This is a genomic window from Caballeronia sp. LjRoot31 (genome assembly GCF_964253885.1).
GTDB lineage: Bacteria > Pseudomonadota > Gammaproteobacteria > Burkholderiales > Burkholderiaceae > Caballeronia.
Genome location: NZ_CAXURX020000002.1, coordinates 937,241 through 953,770, shown reverse-complemented (window position 1 = coordinate 953,770; position 16,530 = coordinate 937,241). Strand labels below are relative to the sequence as shown.

Below are 16,530 nucleotides of genomic sequence, written 5' to 3'. Positions count from 1 at the left end.
CTAACGTGCCTTCGCCCCGATCAGCTCGCGATACACATCGACGTATCGCAACGCGGACGCTTCCCAGCCGAAGTCCTGTTCCATCGCGCGACGCACGACGGCCTTCCATTCCAGCCGCCGCTGCTTCAATGCGAACGCGCGCCGGATCGCGGCAACAATCGATGGCCGGTCGAATTTCTCGAACACAAAACCGGTAGCCAGGTCGTCAGCGAGATTCTCCAGCGACGCATCCGTCACGGTGTCGGCAAGACCGCCCACGCAATGAACGAGCGGCAGTGAACCGTATGCCAGCGCGTACAACTGCGTCAGGCCGCACGGCTCAAAGCGCGACGGAACCATCACGATGTCGCTGCCCGCGATAATCGAATGAGAAAGCGTTTCGTCGAATCCCAGCTCTACGGCAACCGCTTGCGGATGCGCCAGCGCGGCGTTCTTGAGGCCGTTTTCAAGCGCCGGATCGCCGGTGCCCAGTACGACGAGTTGACCGCCGCGCTGGACGATATCCGGAATGACTGACAGCAAGAGATCAATCCCCTTCTGCTCCGTCAGCCGGCTCACCACGCCGAACAGCAAGGCATCTGGCTCACGCGCGAGGCCGACCCGTTCCTGCAACGCGGCTTTGCACTTCGCTTTGCCAGTGAATTTTTCGATCGAGTATTGCGTGTCGATGGTGGTATCGGTCGCCGGATTCCACACCGTCTGATCGACGCCGTTGAGAATGCCGCTGATGTCGTGCGTGCGGGTGCGCAGCAATCCGTCAAGCCCGGCGCCCTGCGCATGGGTTTGAATCTCGCGTGCGTAGGTCGGGCTCACGGTTGTGATGCGGTCCGCGTAGAACAGCCCGGCTTTGAGAAACGACAGATGACCGTAGAACTCGACGCCATCGATGGAGAAAAAATCCGCCGGTAACTGCAGCACACCGAATTCCGCGGCAGGAAAGACGCCCTGATACGCGAGGTTATGGACCGTCATGACCGACGGCACGCGCGCCACGCCCGTCTCCCGCTCGCGTGCCCTCAAATACGCGGGCGCCAAGCCGGCGTGCCAGTCATGCGCGTGCAGGACGTCGGGTTTCCACGCCGGGTCGGCACCCGTCGCCACGCGCGCCGCCGCCCAGCCGAGCAGCGCGAAACGCCGGTCGCTATCGGCATATTGCGTATGCGAGCCGTCCAGATACGGATTGCCGGGCCGATCGTAGAACGCGTCCGCGCGCACCACGTAGACCACGATTCCGTGCGGTTCGAGCAAACCCCGCTCGAGTCGCACGTTGTCTATGCCAAACGCCCAGCCAAGGTCGGCTACCGGCTCGATCTGCGTCAGGCCCGCCACCACCGAAGGAAACGCCGGCAGGATCACGCGGGCATTCGTGCCCAGTTGCGTCTGGGCCGGCGGCAATGCGCCAACGACATCGGCGAGGCCGCCGGTTTTCAAAAGCGGATACATCTCCGCTGCAACATGCAGCACGCATACGGTCATCGATTCCCCATTGGCTTGTTTCCGGTCGCCCGAATTATGACTACCTGGCTTGTCCGAGACGTGTCAGTGCATCCTGTGTCACGAGCACCACGCCATTTTCAGTCCGGAAAAACCGCTCGGCATCGTAATCGGGATCCTCGCCTATGACCAGCCCCTCGGGCAGCGTGCAACCCCGGTCGATCACCACGCGCTTCAGGCGGCAACTTGGTCCAACGGTCACCTGCGGCAACAGCACGGCTTCGTTGATATGACAGAACGAATGCACCCGCACCGCCGATGAAAACACCGATCGCGCGACTTGCGAACCCGATATCACACAGCCGCCGCACACCAGCAGATTGTTAATTGCGCCCTGCTGCCCGTGCAGGTCACGCACGAACTTGCCCGGCGGCAATTGCTCCTGGTTCGTCCAGATGGGCCATTTTCGGTCGTAGAGGTCGAGCGCGGGAATGGTCGACGCGAGATCCAGGTTCGCCGACCAGTATGCGTCCACGGTGCCCACGTCGCGCCAGTACGGGGGCGCGTTCGGATCGGTTTCGGAGGTCACGCACGACATCCCGAACGGGTGCGCGATCGCCTTGCCGCTCGTTACCACGCGTGGCAGGATGTCCTTGCCGAAGTCATGATCCGTATCCGACGTTTCAATGTTCTCTTCGAGCAATTGATACAGATACTTCGCGCTGAACACATAGATGCCCATGCTCGCGAGCGCGACGTCGGGCTTGCCCGGCATCGCGGGAGGGTCCTCCGGCTTTTCCAGGAAATCCGTTATGCGGCGCTGCGCGTCGACGTGCATCACGCCGAACGCGGTCGCTTCCATGCGCGGCACTTCAATACAGCCGACCGTGCAATCCGCGCCGCTCTCGACGTGATCGAGAATCATGCGCGTGTAGTCCTGCTTGTAGATGTGATCTCCCGCCAGCACGATGATGTACTCGGGCCCGATCGACCGGATGATGTCGAGATTCTGGAAAACCGCGTCCGCCGTCCCCCTGTACCAGCTTGAATCAACGCGTTGCTGGGCCGGCCAGATATCGATGAACTCGTTGAACTCGCCGCGCAGGAAACCCCAGCCGCGCTGCAGGTGGCGCAAGAGCGAATGCGCCTTGTATTGAGTGACGACCGCGATACGCCGGATGCCTGAATTCAGGCAATTCGACAATGCGAAATCCACGATCCGGTATTTGCCGCCAAAATGCACTGCTGGTTTGACGCGTTTATTCGTAAGCGGTCCGAGTCGGGTACCCCGGCCGCCCGCCAGGACAATAGCCAGCGTGTTCTTCTGCAGATCCGTACGATTTCCTGTCAGCGTCTCCATACCGACCTCCTGTTTTGCGGCCTGTCTCTGGCCTTTTGTAGCTTGTTTCAGCTGTTTTTAGCTGTTTACCGGGTGCTTGCTGGCGAATGACTCAATTGGATTGGGGTGGTTTTCTCCAGAGGATTGGAACGACAATTAATGGAGCGGCTGGGATGATTTTGCTGCAAAGGTGAATAGTTCGCACCTGCTTTTCGGAAATTGACGTGCGTGACCGTCAAAATCGCTTCGCAATCCGATGGACTCTGTCCGCGGATTGATTCGTGTTCGCAGCAGGTATAAGAAAACGATGTGGCGTAGCAATCCTCATGCCAAGCAGGTTCCGCCGACGGCAGTTCCCCTGCGGCAACGTTTTGCGAACCGGTTCTTCCGGCCGGGGCAAAAACCACGGCACAATGATGTCTGGCATGCCTAACATGCATGCGGTTTTCGTGCGCGGCCCTTGGCCGCTGTCCTGCACCTCGCTAAAAACCAATCATGCAAAACGTCCTCAGTATCCAGTCACATGTGGTCTTCGGCCACGCAGGCAACAGCGCGGCTGTCTTTCCCATGCGCCGCATGGGCGTCAACGTCTGGCCGCTCAACACCGTGCAGTTCTCGAATCACACGCAATACGGCCGCTGGACCGGCAGTGTTGTCGATGCTGAAGAACTGACGCGCGTGATCGAGGGGATTGGTGCTATCGGCGTGCTGTCGCGCTGCAATGCGATCCTGTCGGGCTATCTCGGCTCGCCCGAGCACGGCGCCGCAGTTGTGGAAATTGTCAGGATGGTGAAAGCCGTCAACCCGAAAGCGCGCTATTTCTGCGACCCGGTCATGGGCACCACCAGCGGCTGCATCGTCGAACCCGGCATCCAGGAATTTTTGGTGAATACCATGCCCGAAGTCGCCGATGCTATGACACCGAATCACATCGAATTGCAGAAGCTGACGGGGCGCACCATCGAGACGGTCGACGAAGCGGTCGCCGCGTGCCGCGAGGTGATCGCCCGCGGTCCGACAGTCGTGCTTGTCAAACATCTGATCGACAAAAACAGCCGCGCCGATACCTTCAACATGCTCGCCGTGACCGCGACCGAAGCGTGGTTCGCGCAACGGCCGCTCTACCCGTTCGCACGGCAACCGGTCGGCGTAGGCGACTTGACCAGCGCGGTATTTCTCGCGCGCACGCTACTGGGCGACTCGGTGCGTGCCGCGCTGGAACACACGCTTGCCGCGGTGAACGCCGTGGTCAGGACCACGTTCCAGGCCGGGCGCTACGAACTTGAGATCGTCGCGTCGCAGGACGAAATCGCGTATCCCACGGAACGTTTTCCCGCGATTGGGGTGGATGCCGAGTAGGACTGCTGGTTCCGGACTGTGAACCCGTTCCCGGGGCAGGACCGGCGCTTGCTCCATCCCCTGACGTCTCCGGCCCAGGCCGGCCCTCGCAGGCGCTACGCAGTGACAAGGCGGCGCACGCGACGCGCTTCGCATCCCATCGGGAACGTTATGAACCCAGTACTCGAAGGTCAGGTCGCACTCGTCACCGGCGGCAGTTCGGGCATAGGCTACGGAGTCGCGCAAGCGCTCGCTAATGCCGGCGCGAGCGTCGCCATCAACTATCACTCGCATGGCGAAGCCGCTGAAACGCTCGCGGCATCGATAGAAAAAGCCGGCGGCCAGGCTATCGCGCTTCAGGCCGACGTCTCGGACGAAGCCGATATCGACGCCATGTTCGACACGCTGATCAAGCGTTTCGGCACGGTGGACATCGTCGTCGCGAATTCCGGCTTGCAGAAGGACGCGAAGTTCGTCGACATGACGCTCGCCGACTGGAACGCCGTGATGAACGTGAACCTCACGGGCCAGTTCCTCACCGCTCAACGCGCCGTGCGTGAATTTCTCCGGCGCGGCCCGCGTCCCGTGTCCCGGGCGCTGGGCAAGATCATCTGCATGAGCTCGGTGCATGAAGTCATTCCGTGGGCGGGACATGTCAACTATGCGTCGTCGAAGGGCGGCATCCAGATGATGATGAAATCGCTCGCGCAGGAAGTCGCGCCGCACAGGATCCGCGTGAATTCGATCGCGCCGGGCGCCATCCGCACGCCGATCAACAAGGCCGCGTGGGACAGCCCCGAAGCGCTGAAGGCGCTGCTCGAACTCGTGCCCTACGGCCGGATTGGCGAGAGCGAGGATATCGGCCGGGCAGCGGTCTGGCTGGCCTCCGACGACAGCGACTATGTGGTTGGCACCACCTTGTTCGTCGACGGCGGCATGACCCTGTATCCGGGCTTTGCGGACAATGGTTAGCCCTCGGGAAAACCGCTCCGACGCGCATGGACTGATCGGCAACATGCGCACGACCGCGCTGGTGTCGACCGAAGGCGTGATCGACTTCATGTGTTTTCCACGCATCGATTCGCCGACCGTGTTCGGGTCGCTGCTGCATCCGGAACGAGGCGGTGCGTTCAGCATCATGCCGGCGTTCGAAGTCTCGCGCGCGAAGCAGATGTACCTGCCGGAAACGAACGTGCTGCTCACGCGCTTCATGTCGGCGGGGGCCGTGTGCGAGGTCGTCGACTTCATGCCGGTCGCGGACTCGGATGACGACGCGAAGGCGACGTCCAATTGCGTGGTGCGGATAGTGCGTGCGATCTACGGCGATATGTCAGTGCGAATGCGCTGCGCGCCGCGTTTCGACTATGCCCGCGGCAGTCATGAAACCGCGCAGGTCGACGCCAATACGTTGCGTTTCACGCCTGCAGGCGAGGCAGCCGGCGCTCCGACGGAAGCACTCACATTGGATGCAACCGTGCCGCTGGCGATCGATCATCAAGACGCCGTCGCCAGCTTCGATCTCAAGCAAGACGAGATGGCCTGCTTCATCTTCGGCGCGGAATCCGACGCGATGCGCAAGACGCTTCCTTGCAAGCAAGCGCTGTCCGACACCATCGACTTCTGGCGCGGATGGTCGCGGCAATCCACCTACCGTGGCCGCTATCGTGAAGTGGTGATGCGCTCGGCCCTGCTGCTCAAGGTGCTGAGCTCGCGCGCAACCGGTGCGATCGTCGCCGCGCCCACGTTCGGGCTGCCGGAGACATCGGACGGCGGACGCCGCTGGGATTATCGATACACCTGGATTCGCGACGCAGCATTCTCCGTCTACGCGCTGCTTCGGCTCGGCTATACGGGCGAGGCGCGCAACTTCAAGAACTGGATCGCCGAGCGCAACAAACACTGCGACTCGGACGGCTCATTGAGCGTGATGTACGCGGTAGACGGCGAAGAGTCGCCGGAAGAAGAAGTTGTCCCGGAACTGTACGGCAGCGGCGCCGAGCCTCCGCTGATCGGCAATGCCGCGCGCGACCAGACGCAGCTCGACGTCTACGGCGCGCTGCTGGACGCAATTTATCTCTACAACAAATATGGCGAAGCAATTTCCTACGACGGCTGGCGCCACGTGACGCGCACCGTGCATTTCGTGGCGGAAAACTGGCAGAAGGCAGACCAGGGCATCTGGGAATTTCGCAACGGCGAGCGGCCCCTGCTGCATTCGCGACTGATGTGCTGGGTCGCGATGGACCGCGCGATACGCCTCGCTCAAAAACGTTCGCTGCCCGCGCCGTTCGCTGAATGGAACGCGGTCCGCGATGCCATTCACGAAGATATCTACGCGCACTTCTGGAACGACGAGCTACAGAGCTTCGTTCAGACGCCCGATTCGAAGACCCTCGATGCATCGACGCTGATGATGCCGCTCGTGCGTTTCATCGGCCCGAAGGACCCGCGCTGGCTGTCCACGCTCGATGCAATCGGCGGAGAGCTAGGCGTCGATCCGCTGATCTTCCGCTATACGCGCGGTGATTCGCTAGACGGCCTTCCCGGCGAGGAAGGCGGGTTCAGCGCGTGTTCGTTCTGGTATGCGGAAGCACTCGTGCGCGCGGGGCGAGTGGACGAAGGACGGCTTGTATTCGAGAAGATGCTGGCTTATGCCAACCATGTCGGCCTTTACTCTGAAGAGGTCGCCATCAGTGGCGAAGCGTTGGGCAATTTCCCGCAGGCACTAACCCATCTTGCGCTGATCAGCACCGCGTTCCAGCTTGACCGGAGCCTGGACGGGGCACATCCGCAGTGGTCGTGAAGACAGGCTCGCGCACAGGCTCGAGCGCATCCAACCAAGGGTATCGATGAAGCAGATCAAGGTGGACGTTGCCGTCATTGGTGCAGGGACGGCCGGCATGGCCGCGTATCGCGCAGCACGGCTAGCGGGCAAGCAGGTCGTGCTGATAGAGGGCGCCGAACTCGGCACGACCTGCGCGCGCGTGGGCTGCATGCCGTCCAAGCTGCTGCTCGCTGCCGCCAATGGCCTGCACGACGCGAAGGCGCAGGCGCCCCGGGGCATTGAAGGCACGCATGCGCTTGAAGTCAACGGTGAGCATGTGCTCGCTTATGTCCGCAGCGAGCGCGATTATTTCGTCAAGGGCGTGCTGAAGGAAACGGATTCGTTTCCGCAGGACACGATCATCCGCGGCTTTGCCCGCTTCGAATCGCGCAACGTTCTTCTTATCGATGACTTCGCCTGCGTGGAAGCCACGAGCGTGGTCATCGCGACGGGTTCGGCATCCGTTATTCCGGACGACTTCAAGCTGTTCGGCGACCGTCTCATTACTAGCGACGATGTCTTCGACCTGAAGACCTTGCCCAATCGCTGCGCGGTATTCGGCGCCGGCCCTATCGCCCTCGAACTCGGCCAGGCATTCGCGCGGCTCGGCGTGAACGTATTCATGTTCGGCCAGAAGAACCAGGTTGGCGCGTTGACGGATACCCCTGTGCGCGAAGCCTTGATTGAAGCGCTGCAGCAAGAGTTTTACTTTGACCCCGACGCGACCATCCTCGAAAAATCGATGCAGGATGGCGAGCCAACGATCCGCTTTAAAGCCCTGGACGGAACCGAGCGCACCGAGCGCTTCGACCGGGTGCTCGTGGCGACCGGCAGGAAACCGGTACTGACTTCACTGCAGCTTGAAAAGACCGGCATCGAGCTCAACGACAAGGGCGTTCCCCTGTTCAACGAGCAGTCGATGCAGTGTGGCGACAGCAGCATCTTCATGGCCGGCGATTGCGACGGCACGCGTCCCTTTCTCTCCGATGCCGCCGACGAAGGCAAGCTCGCCGGCGACAATGCCGCGCGTTTCCCGGATGTGCAATCGGTCAAACGCAAGGTGCCGTTTTCGATCGTGTTCTGCGAGCCGCAAGTCGCCAGCGTAGGTGCGTCCTACGACGACCTCGACAAGCAGATGACAGTGACCGGAACCGTGTCGTTTGAAACGCAGGGGCGCAGTCGCGTGCTACGCCAAAACCGGGGTTTGCTGCATGTCTATGCCCACGCCAAGACCGGCAAGTTGCTGGGAGCCCAAGGGTGTGGACCCGCCGTTGAACATCTCGGCCATCTGATTGCCTGGGCATTGCAACTGGAACTGTCCGTGGAAGACATGCTGAAGCTGCCGTTTTATCACCCGGTGATCGAGGAAGGATTGCGCACGGCGCTCAAAGAAGCGAACAAGAAATGTTTTGAATCACGCGCGCAGACCGCACCCGAATTGCCCAACGCGGCAGGTTGCTGACCCGCGCTTAAAAAGACCAACGTAAAAAGCCCGCTCGAACAAACCATTCGAACAGGCTTTTTATTGCTGCGAGAACCTGAATAGCGCTACCGCTTACAGCGCGCACGCATTTATTTATATTGCCCGTTACATTGCATATTGGAGCGCAAGGTCGAACCCAAGCACGACCATCGAGCAGAATACGCCGAGCAGCAAGTTAGCCGCACGATGTGCAACGTCATGGTGTTTCGTCAACATGGCCGCAGCCATAAATGCGATTTCCACCACGATCTGTATTGCAAACACGGCTAGCATCAGCGCGAACTCATACCCCATCGAATTGAAGTCCGAGAAGTTGAAACCACGCATGGCCACCCATGAACCTACGCGCCATAACTCATACGCCAGCAGCGCCAACGGGAACAGGTAGCTGAACACGTAGGTCGGCATTGTTGCGTGCCGCAATTCCATATGAAAGTGACGAGTTGTTTGCATCTGGCTCTCCTTGATCCTGACTATTTGCCGCCAGCATTTCGCTGGCTTTAACTCATTTAACTCACCTGATGAGTTACCTCAAAGCGGCTTCGCTGTCTTCATCACTCAGTTCGTAACTCGGTTCATAAGTTACTTACTAATTAGAATGAAGACATGAACGTCGTGCTCTGAGAATAGGCCAAAATCAGAAGAAGCGAATCATCGTATTCCCCATGTCCTTGGTTAGCATGGCAGAGCGACTTGCGATGCTGCAACGCAGCTTAATAGGTCACATAAAATGCGCTGCAGCAATTCGCGATCAGCGAGTTTTAATCAGGCATCCTCGCTACCGTACAGCTTGATAATGGCGGAGAAGTCCAACCCGCCCAAGCCCTGCATGCTCATGGTCTGGTAAAGCTGTTGCGCGAGCGCGCCAAGCAAAATGGGCTGTTTGACTTGACGCGCTGCATCAACCGCCAGTCCCAGATCCTTCAACATGAGATCGGCCCCGAACCCCCCGGTATACCCGCGTGAAGAAGGCGCGTTAGGTAAAACGTTCGGGTAGGGATTACACGTATCGGCACTCCAGCAACGACCCGTCGATGTGTTGATGATTCCGGCAAGCTTATTGGGTTCGATCCCGAGCGACGCACCAAGTTTCATCGCTTCCGCCACGCCGATCATCGAAATGCCGAGCAGCAGGTTGTTGCAGATTTTCGCGATCTGACCCGTCCCTGTTTCGCCGCACTGAACCATGTTCTTGCCCATGCCGGCGAGCACCGGTTTGAGCGTGTCGAACAACGCCGCATCGGCGCCGACCATGAACGTCAGCGTGCCCGCCTGCGCGCCGCCGGTGCCCCCGGACACGGGAGCATCGGCGAACGGATTACCCTGCTTCAATGCGGCTTCTCCGACCAGGCGCGCGGTCGCCGGATCGATCGTACTGCTGTCGATCAGCGGCACGCCCGGACGAACCCCGGCGAGTACGCCATCGGCATTCAGATACACGGCCTTCACGTGCGCGGCGGCCGGCAGCATGGTGATCACCACCTCGCTTGTCTGCGCCGCCTCACGGGGCGAAACAGCGGTCCGCGCGCCTGCGTCGACAGCCGCCTGCAACGCCGCCTTCGATAAATCAAACACCGTCAGCGAATGCCCTGCTTTAAGCAAGTTGGCGGCCATGGGCCCGCCCATGTTGCCCAGTCCGATAAAGCCGATTTCCATTGCGTTCCCCTTTTTTATTTCACCGGATAAGTGGCTTTAGCGCAGCGAAATAGTGGTGTTCACGCCGTCGTTGACGGTGGCGTCGTCGAACCAGCGTGACGTGACGGTTTTCGTTTGTGTGTAGAACTGCACGACCTGTTTGCCGTACGGGCCAAGATCGCCCAGCTTCGACCCGCGCGAGCCGGTAAAACTGAAATAAGGCACAGGCACGGGAATGGGAATGTTGATCCCTACCTGGCCGACATCGATCTCGCTCTGGAACTTGCGCGCCGCCGCGCCGCTCTGCGTAAAGAGGCCGACGCCGTTGCCCATCGGATTGCGATTGACCAATGCAATGGCATCGTCAAGCGTTGCAGCTTCCAGCACACAAATCACGGGACCGAAGATCTCCTGCTTGTAGATGGTCATGTCGGTGGTGACGCCTGAGAACACCGTCGGGCCAATGAAATTGCCCTTCTCATAACCCTCGACCTTTACATCGCGGCCATCCAGCGAAAGCGTTGCGCCTTCTTTCACACCGGTTTCTATGAGCCCCAGGATCCGTTCCTTCGCCGCTCGCGAGACGACCGGGCCCACATCGGTATTCGCCTCCGTACCACCGTTCACGGACAAGCCGCGCGCACGCTCGACCAACTCCGGCAACCAGTCCTTCGATGCCCCCACGAACACCACGACCGACGTCGCCATGCAACGCTGTCCCGCCGCGCCAAAACCCGCGCCGGCAAGCGCGTTCAGCGTCTGCTCGCGGTTCGCATCGGGCAGCACGACCGCGTGATTCTTCGCGCCCATCATGGCCTGCACACGCTTGCCGTGCTGGCTGCCAAGGTTGTACACATGCGTACCCACATGCGTCGATCCGACGAACGAAATCGCCTTGATGTCGGGATGCGTGCAGATCGCGTCGACCACGTCCTTGCCACCGTGCACCACGTTCAGCACGCCCGCCGGAATGCCGGCCTCGAGCGCCAGCTCGACCAGCTCCATGGTGGACAACGGATCCTGTTCCGACGGCTTCAGCACGAACGTATTGCCGCAAACGATCGCCATCGGGAACATCCACAGCGGGATCATCGCGGGGAAGTTGAACGGCGTGATGCCGGCGCACACGCCTATTGGCTGGCGCAGCGTGTAGGTGTCCACGCCGCCCGCGACATTCTCGGAGAATTCGCCCTGCTGCAGCGTGCCGATCGAACACGCATGTTCGATCACCTCAAGGCCGCGGAAGATATCGCCTTCGGCATCGGGCAGCGTCTTGCCCTGCTCGGCCGTCAGCGTCTGCGCGATCCGCTTCATGTTCTGGCGCACCAGATCCTGGAACCGCAGCATCACGCGCATGCGTGCGCCAAGCGGCGTGAGGCGCCACGTCTGGAACGCTTTTGCCGCCGACGCCACGGCGGCATCGACTTCTGCCCTGGTCGCGAACGGCACCCGGCCGACCACGTCCTGGGTCGCGGGATTAACGATATCGCGCCACTCTTGCGTCGTCGATTCAACGAACTTGCCATCGATCAGCAATTTGGCCGTGCGCACGCCGGCGTTGGATTGTTCGGCCTGCGCCGGACGGTCAGCAGCAGCAGTATTCATGAGAGAAGCTCCTTGAGACGGGAACGTTCCTGGCGGGAACGGGATGACAGAGACGCGGACGCACGCGAAATACCGCGCGGGTCGCCAAGGGGAAATGTCGTCTCCGGATTATTTGAATGTTGTCGGCTCGCTCATTACGCGTAGGGACAGAACGCGTGCAAGGCAAGTCCACAAGATTCAGTATAGTTATGCAAATCTCTACGAAGTATGGATACAAATACTCATCCAATATGCAAAAAAGCACGGCTCCTGGTCTCAGCAACCTGAATTGGGACGACCTCCGGTATTTCCTGGAAGTCGCGCGAACCCAGCGTGCAAGCGGCGCGGCGAAGCGTCTGGGGGTCGATTACACGACCGTCGCGCGCCGCGTGCGGGCGCTGGAAGACGCGCTCGGCACCCTGCTCTTCGATAAATCCCGCAGCGGCGGTTTCATCCTGACCGCCGAAGGGCAGCGCCTGCTTGCGTACGTCGACGCCATGGAAACCACGGTTCAGTCGGCGACCGAGCATATTGCCAACTCGGGGCACGCGCTGTCCGGACACGTACGGGTGGGCTCGACCGAAGGTTTTGGCTGCTTCTTTCTTGCGCCTCAACTCGCGCGCTTTCAGGACGCGCACCGGCAGATTTCCATCGACTTGTTGCCGGTGCCGCACTTCGTCAGTTTGTCCAAGCGAGAGGCCGACATAGCCGTCACGCTTGAGCGCCCGGAACACGGCCAGACCGTCTACACCAAACTCTGCGATTACCGCTTACGCCTCTACGCCACGCGCGAGTATCTCGATCAACACGAACAGTTAAGCCGAGTGGAAGACCTCGCGACGCATCGCTTCGCGAGTTATATCGATGACCTCGCGTTCAGCTACGAACTGCTCTATCTCGAACGCGCGGTTCCGGGCGCTGTATCGCGTTGGCGCAGCACCAGCGTGATCGCTCAATATCACGCCGCGCTGCAGGGCCGCTCGCTCGCGATCCTGCCGTGTTTCATGGCGGCGCAGGACCCGCGCCTCGTGCCCGTTCTCGCCGATGACATCGTCGTCACGCGCGCGTTTTATCTGTCCTGCCGCGAAGATTTGCGCAAATTGAAACGCATCACGGCAGTGTGGGATTTTCTGCGCACAGTGGCCGAAATCAATCGTCCGCTGCTGATGGGCGAGGCGCGCGAGATGCTATGGAGCGAAACGGTGAGGCCGTGAATTTCGCGTTTGTTCAGCTCCCCTTATATATGAGATACGCATTCGCGTAACGGGTGCATAATCGTCCGCCCATAAAGGCTTTCCGCCGTAGCCCTGCTGCGGCGTTTTCACATGGACGTGATCTTTATCCATCTCATTATTAACACTCGCAGACAGACCGGTAATCCACCGCCCGCGCGTCGTTTTGTGGCCACGCGCTTGCCCGCGTGTTTGCCGCGCCCGGTGCACTGATGGCGTTCGTCATCTGGTCACGCAGGAACGTGTCGCATCAGCGCGTGCGTTTCGTCGAAGCGCGCACTGTCCGCACCATGGTGATCGTCGCCGTCATTGCGATGATCCTGGCCGCGCTCGCGCTCGGCATCGCCATTGGTGCGGCAATGGGCAACACCCACGCAGCCGAAGAGAAGATGCAAACGGAGCGGCGCTCCTATGAAATCGATGAGCTCGGCAAGATCAGCGCAACACTCACGCATATCGAACCGCGGGTCATTGAACTTGTGGAACAAGTGAATGAACTTCAGGACTTCGAAGCACAATTGAAAGCAGCGCGACGCGCGGCCGATCACCCGGACATTCACGTGGTTCCGCCGCTTCCCGATAACGACGATGAATCGCCGCTCGACAGCAGCGCGTCGGGCGGTCCGTCCCTGCCGCCCCGGCTCTGCGACGCCCAGCGTGCAGCGCTTACCGGTACCGCGCCGCAGCGCCTGAAGCACACGCAAAGCGCACTGGATTGCCTGGATGCAACCATCGGTGTCCTCGATGACGCCGTGCTCGCGCATTACGCGTCATACATGGCGTTTCCGGGCCGGCTGCCTGCCCCCGGCGCGCGCTTCGGCTCGCCGTTCGGCAACCGCATCGACCCGTTCACGGGACACCTGAATTTTCATCCGGGCATCGATCTCGTCGCCCCCACCGGCACGGCCATCTTCGCGAGCGCCGGTGGCCGCGTGGTGCAGGCGGGACCGCACGGCGGGTACGGCAACGCCGTCGATATCCAGCACAGCAGCGGCGTGGTCACCCGCTACGGGCATACATCGAAGATATTCGTGAAGGTAGGCGATCTTGTCATGCCCGGCCAGAAGATTGCCGAAATCGGCTCGACCGGCCGCTCGACCGGACCGCATTTGCACTTCGAGGTCATCATCGATGGGACGCAGGTCAATCCCAAACCTTATCTCGCGCTCTTCAAGCTGAAATCCAATGCCGCAAGCTGATCGCAACAGGCCGACGCACAAGCTCACGCGCCGCACCTATTCCCTGACGTCGCGGCGCGGCCCGACCTGGCCCATGCTGCTGCTCGGCACGATTGCCGCGGCCTGCGCAGCAGCGGCGCTGGCCGCGGCCGGCTTCGCGCTCGTCACGTCGCGCGATAACAGCAAGAAGGCCGACGCCCTGTGCGCGCCGCCCATGTCCGAGCGCGAGATCCGCCAGCAACTTTCGAAGGCGCGCATCGCGCTCGATCACGAAGTGGCGACACGGCTCGTCATGGAGCAACAAGCGTCCGAAAGCCTGGCGGAAATTCATCAAATGCGAACTGACCTGACTTTCCTCAAGCGTCAGCGGGATAAGTCCAACTGACCGATCCCGGAACCCATCCACACGCCGGTACGTACCTGTCCACCTGTCCATTACCGGCAACCATTTTGCAATCCAGACCAGAAGGGGTTTTCCCATGTTCAAGAAAAAATCTCCCGGCGTCAGTCAAGCCAAGCTAGCTACGCTGATCGCACACGATGTCCAGATAGCGGGCAACCTCGAATTCAGCGACGGCCTGCGCATGGACGGCCACGTGAAGGGCAACGTGACCGGCCGCGCGGGCGAACAGACGTTGCTGGTCGTGAGCGACCAGGGTTCGATCACGGGCAACGTCACTGCCTACGACATCGTGATCAACGGAACCATCACCGGCGACGTCACGGTGGAACATTTTGTCGAGCTGCAATCGAATGCGCATGTGAACGGCAACATCTATTACCAGCAATTGCGCATGGACGTGGGGGCGTCCGTGGAAGGCAAGCTCACGAAACGCGACAGCACCTTGGCGCCGCAGGTGGACACGCCACGGCTCAGTTCCGAACTGACCTCGGACTACTCGCATAGCGAGACCTGACACCTGACTCGCGCGGCGGCTGCGTTGCAAGACGACGAATACGGCTCTCGCACAGTAAGCGCCGGACAAATCCGCTAAGATTCACGGCAAGTCCGGCCATGCCCCGTTACGCGCTGCCTGTCCTTGCGAAAGACGCTTGCGAAAGACGCTCGCGAACGGCGGCATGCGCCGGTTCCATCACCGTGCGAGAGGGGCAGGAATCCATGCTGGTCAATTGTGCGGCTTACCAGAAAGGCCGCAAGCTCGCCGACGTCGCTATCGACGACATTTCCGCGTATCGGGACGTCCCCGACTGCTTCGTGTGGGTCGCGCTGAAAGAGCCCGGACCGGGCGAACTCGCGCATATGGCGCATCAGTTCGGGCTGCACGAACTCGCTGTGGAAGACGCCCAAAAGGGACACCAGCGCCCGAAGATCGACGAATACGCGGACTCGCTGTTTTGCGTGCTCCACACGGTGGAACTCGATACCGACAACGAGCTGGTGGTCGGCGAGATCAACGTGTTCGTGGGCAGCAACTATGTGCTCTCCGTTCGCAACCGGACGAGCCGGGGGTTCCAGGATGTGCGCAAGCGCTGCGAGCGCGAGCCGCATTTGCTGGAACATGGCCCGGCGTTCGTGATGTACGCACTGATCGACAACGTCGTGGACCGCTATTTCCCCATTCTGGAGACGCTCGGCGCAGAGCTCGACGAACTCGAGGAACGCATCTTCACGCGCAACGGGTCCGCGGCGTCGCGGATAATCATTGAAGACCTGTATTCCCTGAAGCGCCGGCTCGTTCTGCTTCAGCATCACACCGCGCCGCTGCTGGAAGCGGTGAGCAAACTCTACGGTGGCCGCGCACCGGGAATTTGTACCGGCATGCAGGACTATTTCCGCGATGTCTACGACCACTTGCTGCGTATCGTGAAAACGATCGAGGGACGCCGCGAAATGATCGTGACTGCGATCCAGGTCAACCTGGGCCTGATTTCGCTGGCGGAAAGCGAAGTGACCAAGCGGCTGGGCTCGTTTGCGGCGCTGTTTGCCGTACCCACCATGATCGCCGGGATCTACGGCATGAACTTCCATCGCATCCCGGAACTCGACTGGGTCTATGGTTATCCGGCGGTGATCTGCGTGATGCTCGCGGTGGACATTGGCCTTTACTGGCGGTTCCGCAAGGCAGGATGGCTATGATGGTTATAATAGAACCTTCGGTGCCGCTGGAAGGCGGTTGGATGACATAGCCGACTCGACGGAAACTGCGCGGGAACGGCGGCGAACGCCGGCAGCGGACATGTCAGCATTGCAGCATCGAGAGGCGGGGCCTCCGGCGACAGCGGAACTTTTTTCTGATTTGCTGTCTAATTTACATAGTGCGCTTCTGGCGCAGCGTGTTCGCCACGGCAACAGCGATCCACCCAACATTTCAGCGCAACGCCTTGGCTGAATGTCATCGCCCCGGCAGTGTGGGCTCCGCAACCGGTCGCGGCCCTGCATTCGTCTTCAAAGTTTAAACAGCAGCGACGTCGACGGTTGCTTGTATCCACGCGTTGTACCGCGCATGGTTGCATGGGTAATA

Annotated in this window: 14 protein-coding genes; 9 read left to right on the top strand and 5 right to left on the bottom strand. The window is 60.7% G+C overall.

Annotated elements, in window-relative coordinates; all coding sequences use genetic code 11:
- Both glgA and glgC read right to left on the bottom strand, forming a co-directional pair.
- Complete coding sequence (gene glgA, locus ACSQ8V_RS22680; RefSeq protein WP_436207227.1) at nt 1–1,476, bottom strand: glycogen synthase GlgA; 1,476 nt, start codon at nt 1,474–1,476, stop codon at nt 1–3.
- Nucleotides 1,477–1,516: 40 nt separating this feature from the next.
- Nucleotides 1,517–2,794 (bottom strand): glucose-1-phosphate adenylyltransferase, encoded by a 1,278-nt coding sequence (gene glgC, locus ACSQ8V_RS22675; protein ID WP_436207226.1) that lies wholly within the window; start codon nt 2,792–2,794, stop codon nt 1,517–1,519.
- A gap of 474 nt (nt 2,795–3,268) precedes the next feature.
- Here glgC and pdxY point away from each other — a divergent pair, with 474 nt between their 5' ends.
- The 4 genes from pdxY (at nt 3,269) to ACSQ8V_RS22655 (ending at nt 8,397) form a co-directional block, all read left to right on the top strand.
- A complete protein-coding gene (gene pdxY / locus ACSQ8V_RS22670; RefSeq protein WP_436207225.1) occupies nt 3,269–4,132 on the top strand; it encodes a pyridoxal kinase PdxY in 864 nt (287 codons plus the stop codon).
- A 150-nt stretch (nt 4,133–4,282) separates the two neighbouring features.
- Nucleotides 4,283–5,083 carry an SDR family oxidoreductase gene (locus ACSQ8V_RS22665; RefSeq protein ID WP_436207224.1) on the top strand — a complete coding sequence of 267 codons (801 nt, stop codon included), beginning with the start codon at nt 4,283–4,285 and terminating at the stop codon, nt 5,081–5,083.
- Nucleotides 5,076–6,914, top strand: coding sequence for a glycoside hydrolase family 15 protein (locus tag ACSQ8V_RS22660; protein WP_436207223.1), 1,839 nt, complete (start codon nt 5,076–5,078; stop codon nt 6,912–6,914). The genes ACSQ8V_RS22665 and ACSQ8V_RS22660 overlap by 8 nt, the downstream gene beginning before the upstream one ends.
- A gap of 46 nt (nt 6,915–6,960) precedes the next feature.
- A complete protein-coding gene (locus ACSQ8V_RS22655; RefSeq protein WP_436207222.1) occupies nt 6,961–8,397 on the top strand; it encodes a dihydrolipoyl dehydrogenase in 1,437 nt (478 codons plus the stop codon).
- 126 nt (nt 8,398–8,523) lie between these two features.
- On the opposite strand, the gene ACSQ8V_RS22650 is transcribed toward ACSQ8V_RS22655, so the two are convergent.
- The 3 genes from ACSQ8V_RS22650 to ACSQ8V_RS22640 form a co-directional block, all read right to left on the bottom strand.
- Nucleotides 8,524–8,871: a hypothetical protein gene (locus ACSQ8V_RS22650; RefSeq protein ID WP_436183780.1), complete on the bottom strand. Its 348-nt coding sequence runs from the start codon at nt 8,869–8,871 to the stop codon at nt 8,524–8,526.
- A gap of 312 nt (nt 8,872–9,183) precedes the next feature.
- Nucleotides 9,184–10,074: a 3-hydroxyisobutyrate dehydrogenase gene (gene mmsB / locus ACSQ8V_RS22645; protein ID WP_436183779.1), complete on the bottom strand. Its 891-nt coding sequence runs from the start codon at nt 10,072–10,074 to the stop codon at nt 9,184–9,186.
- A 36-nt stretch (nt 10,075–10,110) separates the two neighbouring features.
- Entirely contained in the window at nt 10,111–11,658 is a 1,548-nt protein-coding gene (locus tag ACSQ8V_RS22640) for a CoA-acylating methylmalonate-semialdehyde dehydrogenase (protein ID WP_436183778.1), read from the bottom strand.
- A gap of 230 nt (nt 11,659–11,888) precedes the next feature.
- Here ACSQ8V_RS22640 and ACSQ8V_RS22635 point away from each other — a divergent pair, with 230 nt between their 5' ends.
- From ACSQ8V_RS22635 to corA, 5 genes are all read left to right on the top strand, one after another.
- On the top strand, nt 11,889–12,851 hold the full coding sequence (locus ACSQ8V_RS22635; RefSeq protein ID WP_436207221.1) for a LysR family transcriptional regulator: 963 nt from the start codon (nt 11,889–11,891) through the stop codon (nt 12,849–12,851).
- Between the two features lie 230 nt (nt 12,852–13,081).
- On the top strand, nt 13,082–14,068 hold the full coding sequence (locus ACSQ8V_RS22630; protein WP_213762162.1) for a M23 family metallopeptidase: 987 nt from the start codon (nt 13,082–13,084) through the stop codon (nt 14,066–14,068).
- Between the two features lie 73 nt (nt 14,069–14,141).
- Nucleotides 14,142–14,432, top strand: coding sequence for a hypothetical protein (locus tag ACSQ8V_RS22625; RefSeq protein ID WP_255631149.1), 291 nt, complete (start codon nt 14,142–14,144; stop codon nt 14,430–14,432).
- 94 nt (nt 14,433–14,526) lie between these two features.
- On the top strand, nt 14,527–14,964 hold the full coding sequence (locus ACSQ8V_RS22620; protein WP_436183775.1) for a bactofilin family protein: 438 nt from the start codon (nt 14,527–14,529) through the stop codon (nt 14,962–14,964).
- Between the two features lie 203 nt (nt 14,965–15,167).
- Nucleotides 15,168–16,145 carry a magnesium/cobalt transporter CorA gene (gene corA, locus ACSQ8V_RS22615; RefSeq protein ID WP_436207989.1) on the top strand — a complete coding sequence of 326 codons (978 nt, stop codon included), beginning with the start codon at nt 15,168–15,170 and terminating at the stop codon, nt 16,143–16,145.
- The last annotated feature ends 385 nt before the right edge of the window (nt 16,146–16,530 follow it).

Coding starts and splice junctions, on each gene's coding strand:
- ACSQ8V_RS22640 (WP_436183778.1), bottom strand. CDS start 11,658: ATGAATACTGCTGCTGCTGACCGTCCGGCGCAGGCCGAACAATCCAAC.
- mmsB (WP_436183779.1), bottom strand. CDS start 10,074: ATGGAAATCGGCTTTATCGGACTGGGCAACATGGGCGGGCCCATGGCC.
- ACSQ8V_RS22665 (WP_436207224.1), top strand. CDS start 4,283: ATGAACCCAGTACTCGAAGGTCAGGTCGCACTCGTCACCGGCGGCAGT.
- ACSQ8V_RS22660 (WP_436207223.1), top strand. CDS start 5,076: ATGGTTAGCCCTCGGGAAAACCGCTCCGACGCGCATGGACTGATCGGC.
- ACSQ8V_RS22630 (WP_213762162.1), top strand. CDS start 13,082: ATGGCGTTCGTCATCTGGTCACGCAGGAACGTGTCGCATCAGCGCGTG.
- ACSQ8V_RS22635 (WP_436207221.1), top strand. CDS start 11,889: ATGCAAAAAAGCACGGCTCCTGGTCTCAGCAACCTGAATTGGGACGAC.
- ACSQ8V_RS22625 (WP_255631149.1), top strand. CDS start 14,142: ATGCTGCTGCTCGGCACGATTGCCGCGGCCTGCGCAGCAGCGGCGCTG.
- pdxY (WP_436207225.1), top strand. CDS start 3,269: ATGCAAAACGTCCTCAGTATCCAGTCACATGTGGTCTTCGGCCACGCA.
- corA (WP_436207989.1), top strand. CDS start 15,168: ATGCTGGTCAATTGTGCGGCTTACCAGAAAGGCCGCAAGCTCGCCGAC.
- ACSQ8V_RS22655 (WP_436207222.1), top strand. CDS start 6,961: ATGAAGCAGATCAAGGTGGACGTTGCCGTCATTGGTGCAGGGACGGCC.
- ACSQ8V_RS22650 (WP_436183780.1), bottom strand. CDS start 8,871: ATGCAAACAACTCGTCACTTTCATATGGAATTGCGGCACGCAACAATG.
- glgA (WP_436207227.1), bottom strand. CDS start 1,476: ATGACCGTATGCGTGCTGCATGTTGCAGCGGAGATGTATCCGCTTTTG.
- glgC (WP_436207226.1), bottom strand. CDS start 2,794: ATGGAGACGCTGACAGGAAATCGTACGGATCTGCAGAAGAACACGCTG.
- ACSQ8V_RS22620 (WP_436183775.1), top strand. CDS start 14,527: ATGTTCAAGAAAAAATCTCCCGGCGTCAGTCAAGCCAAGCTAGCTACG.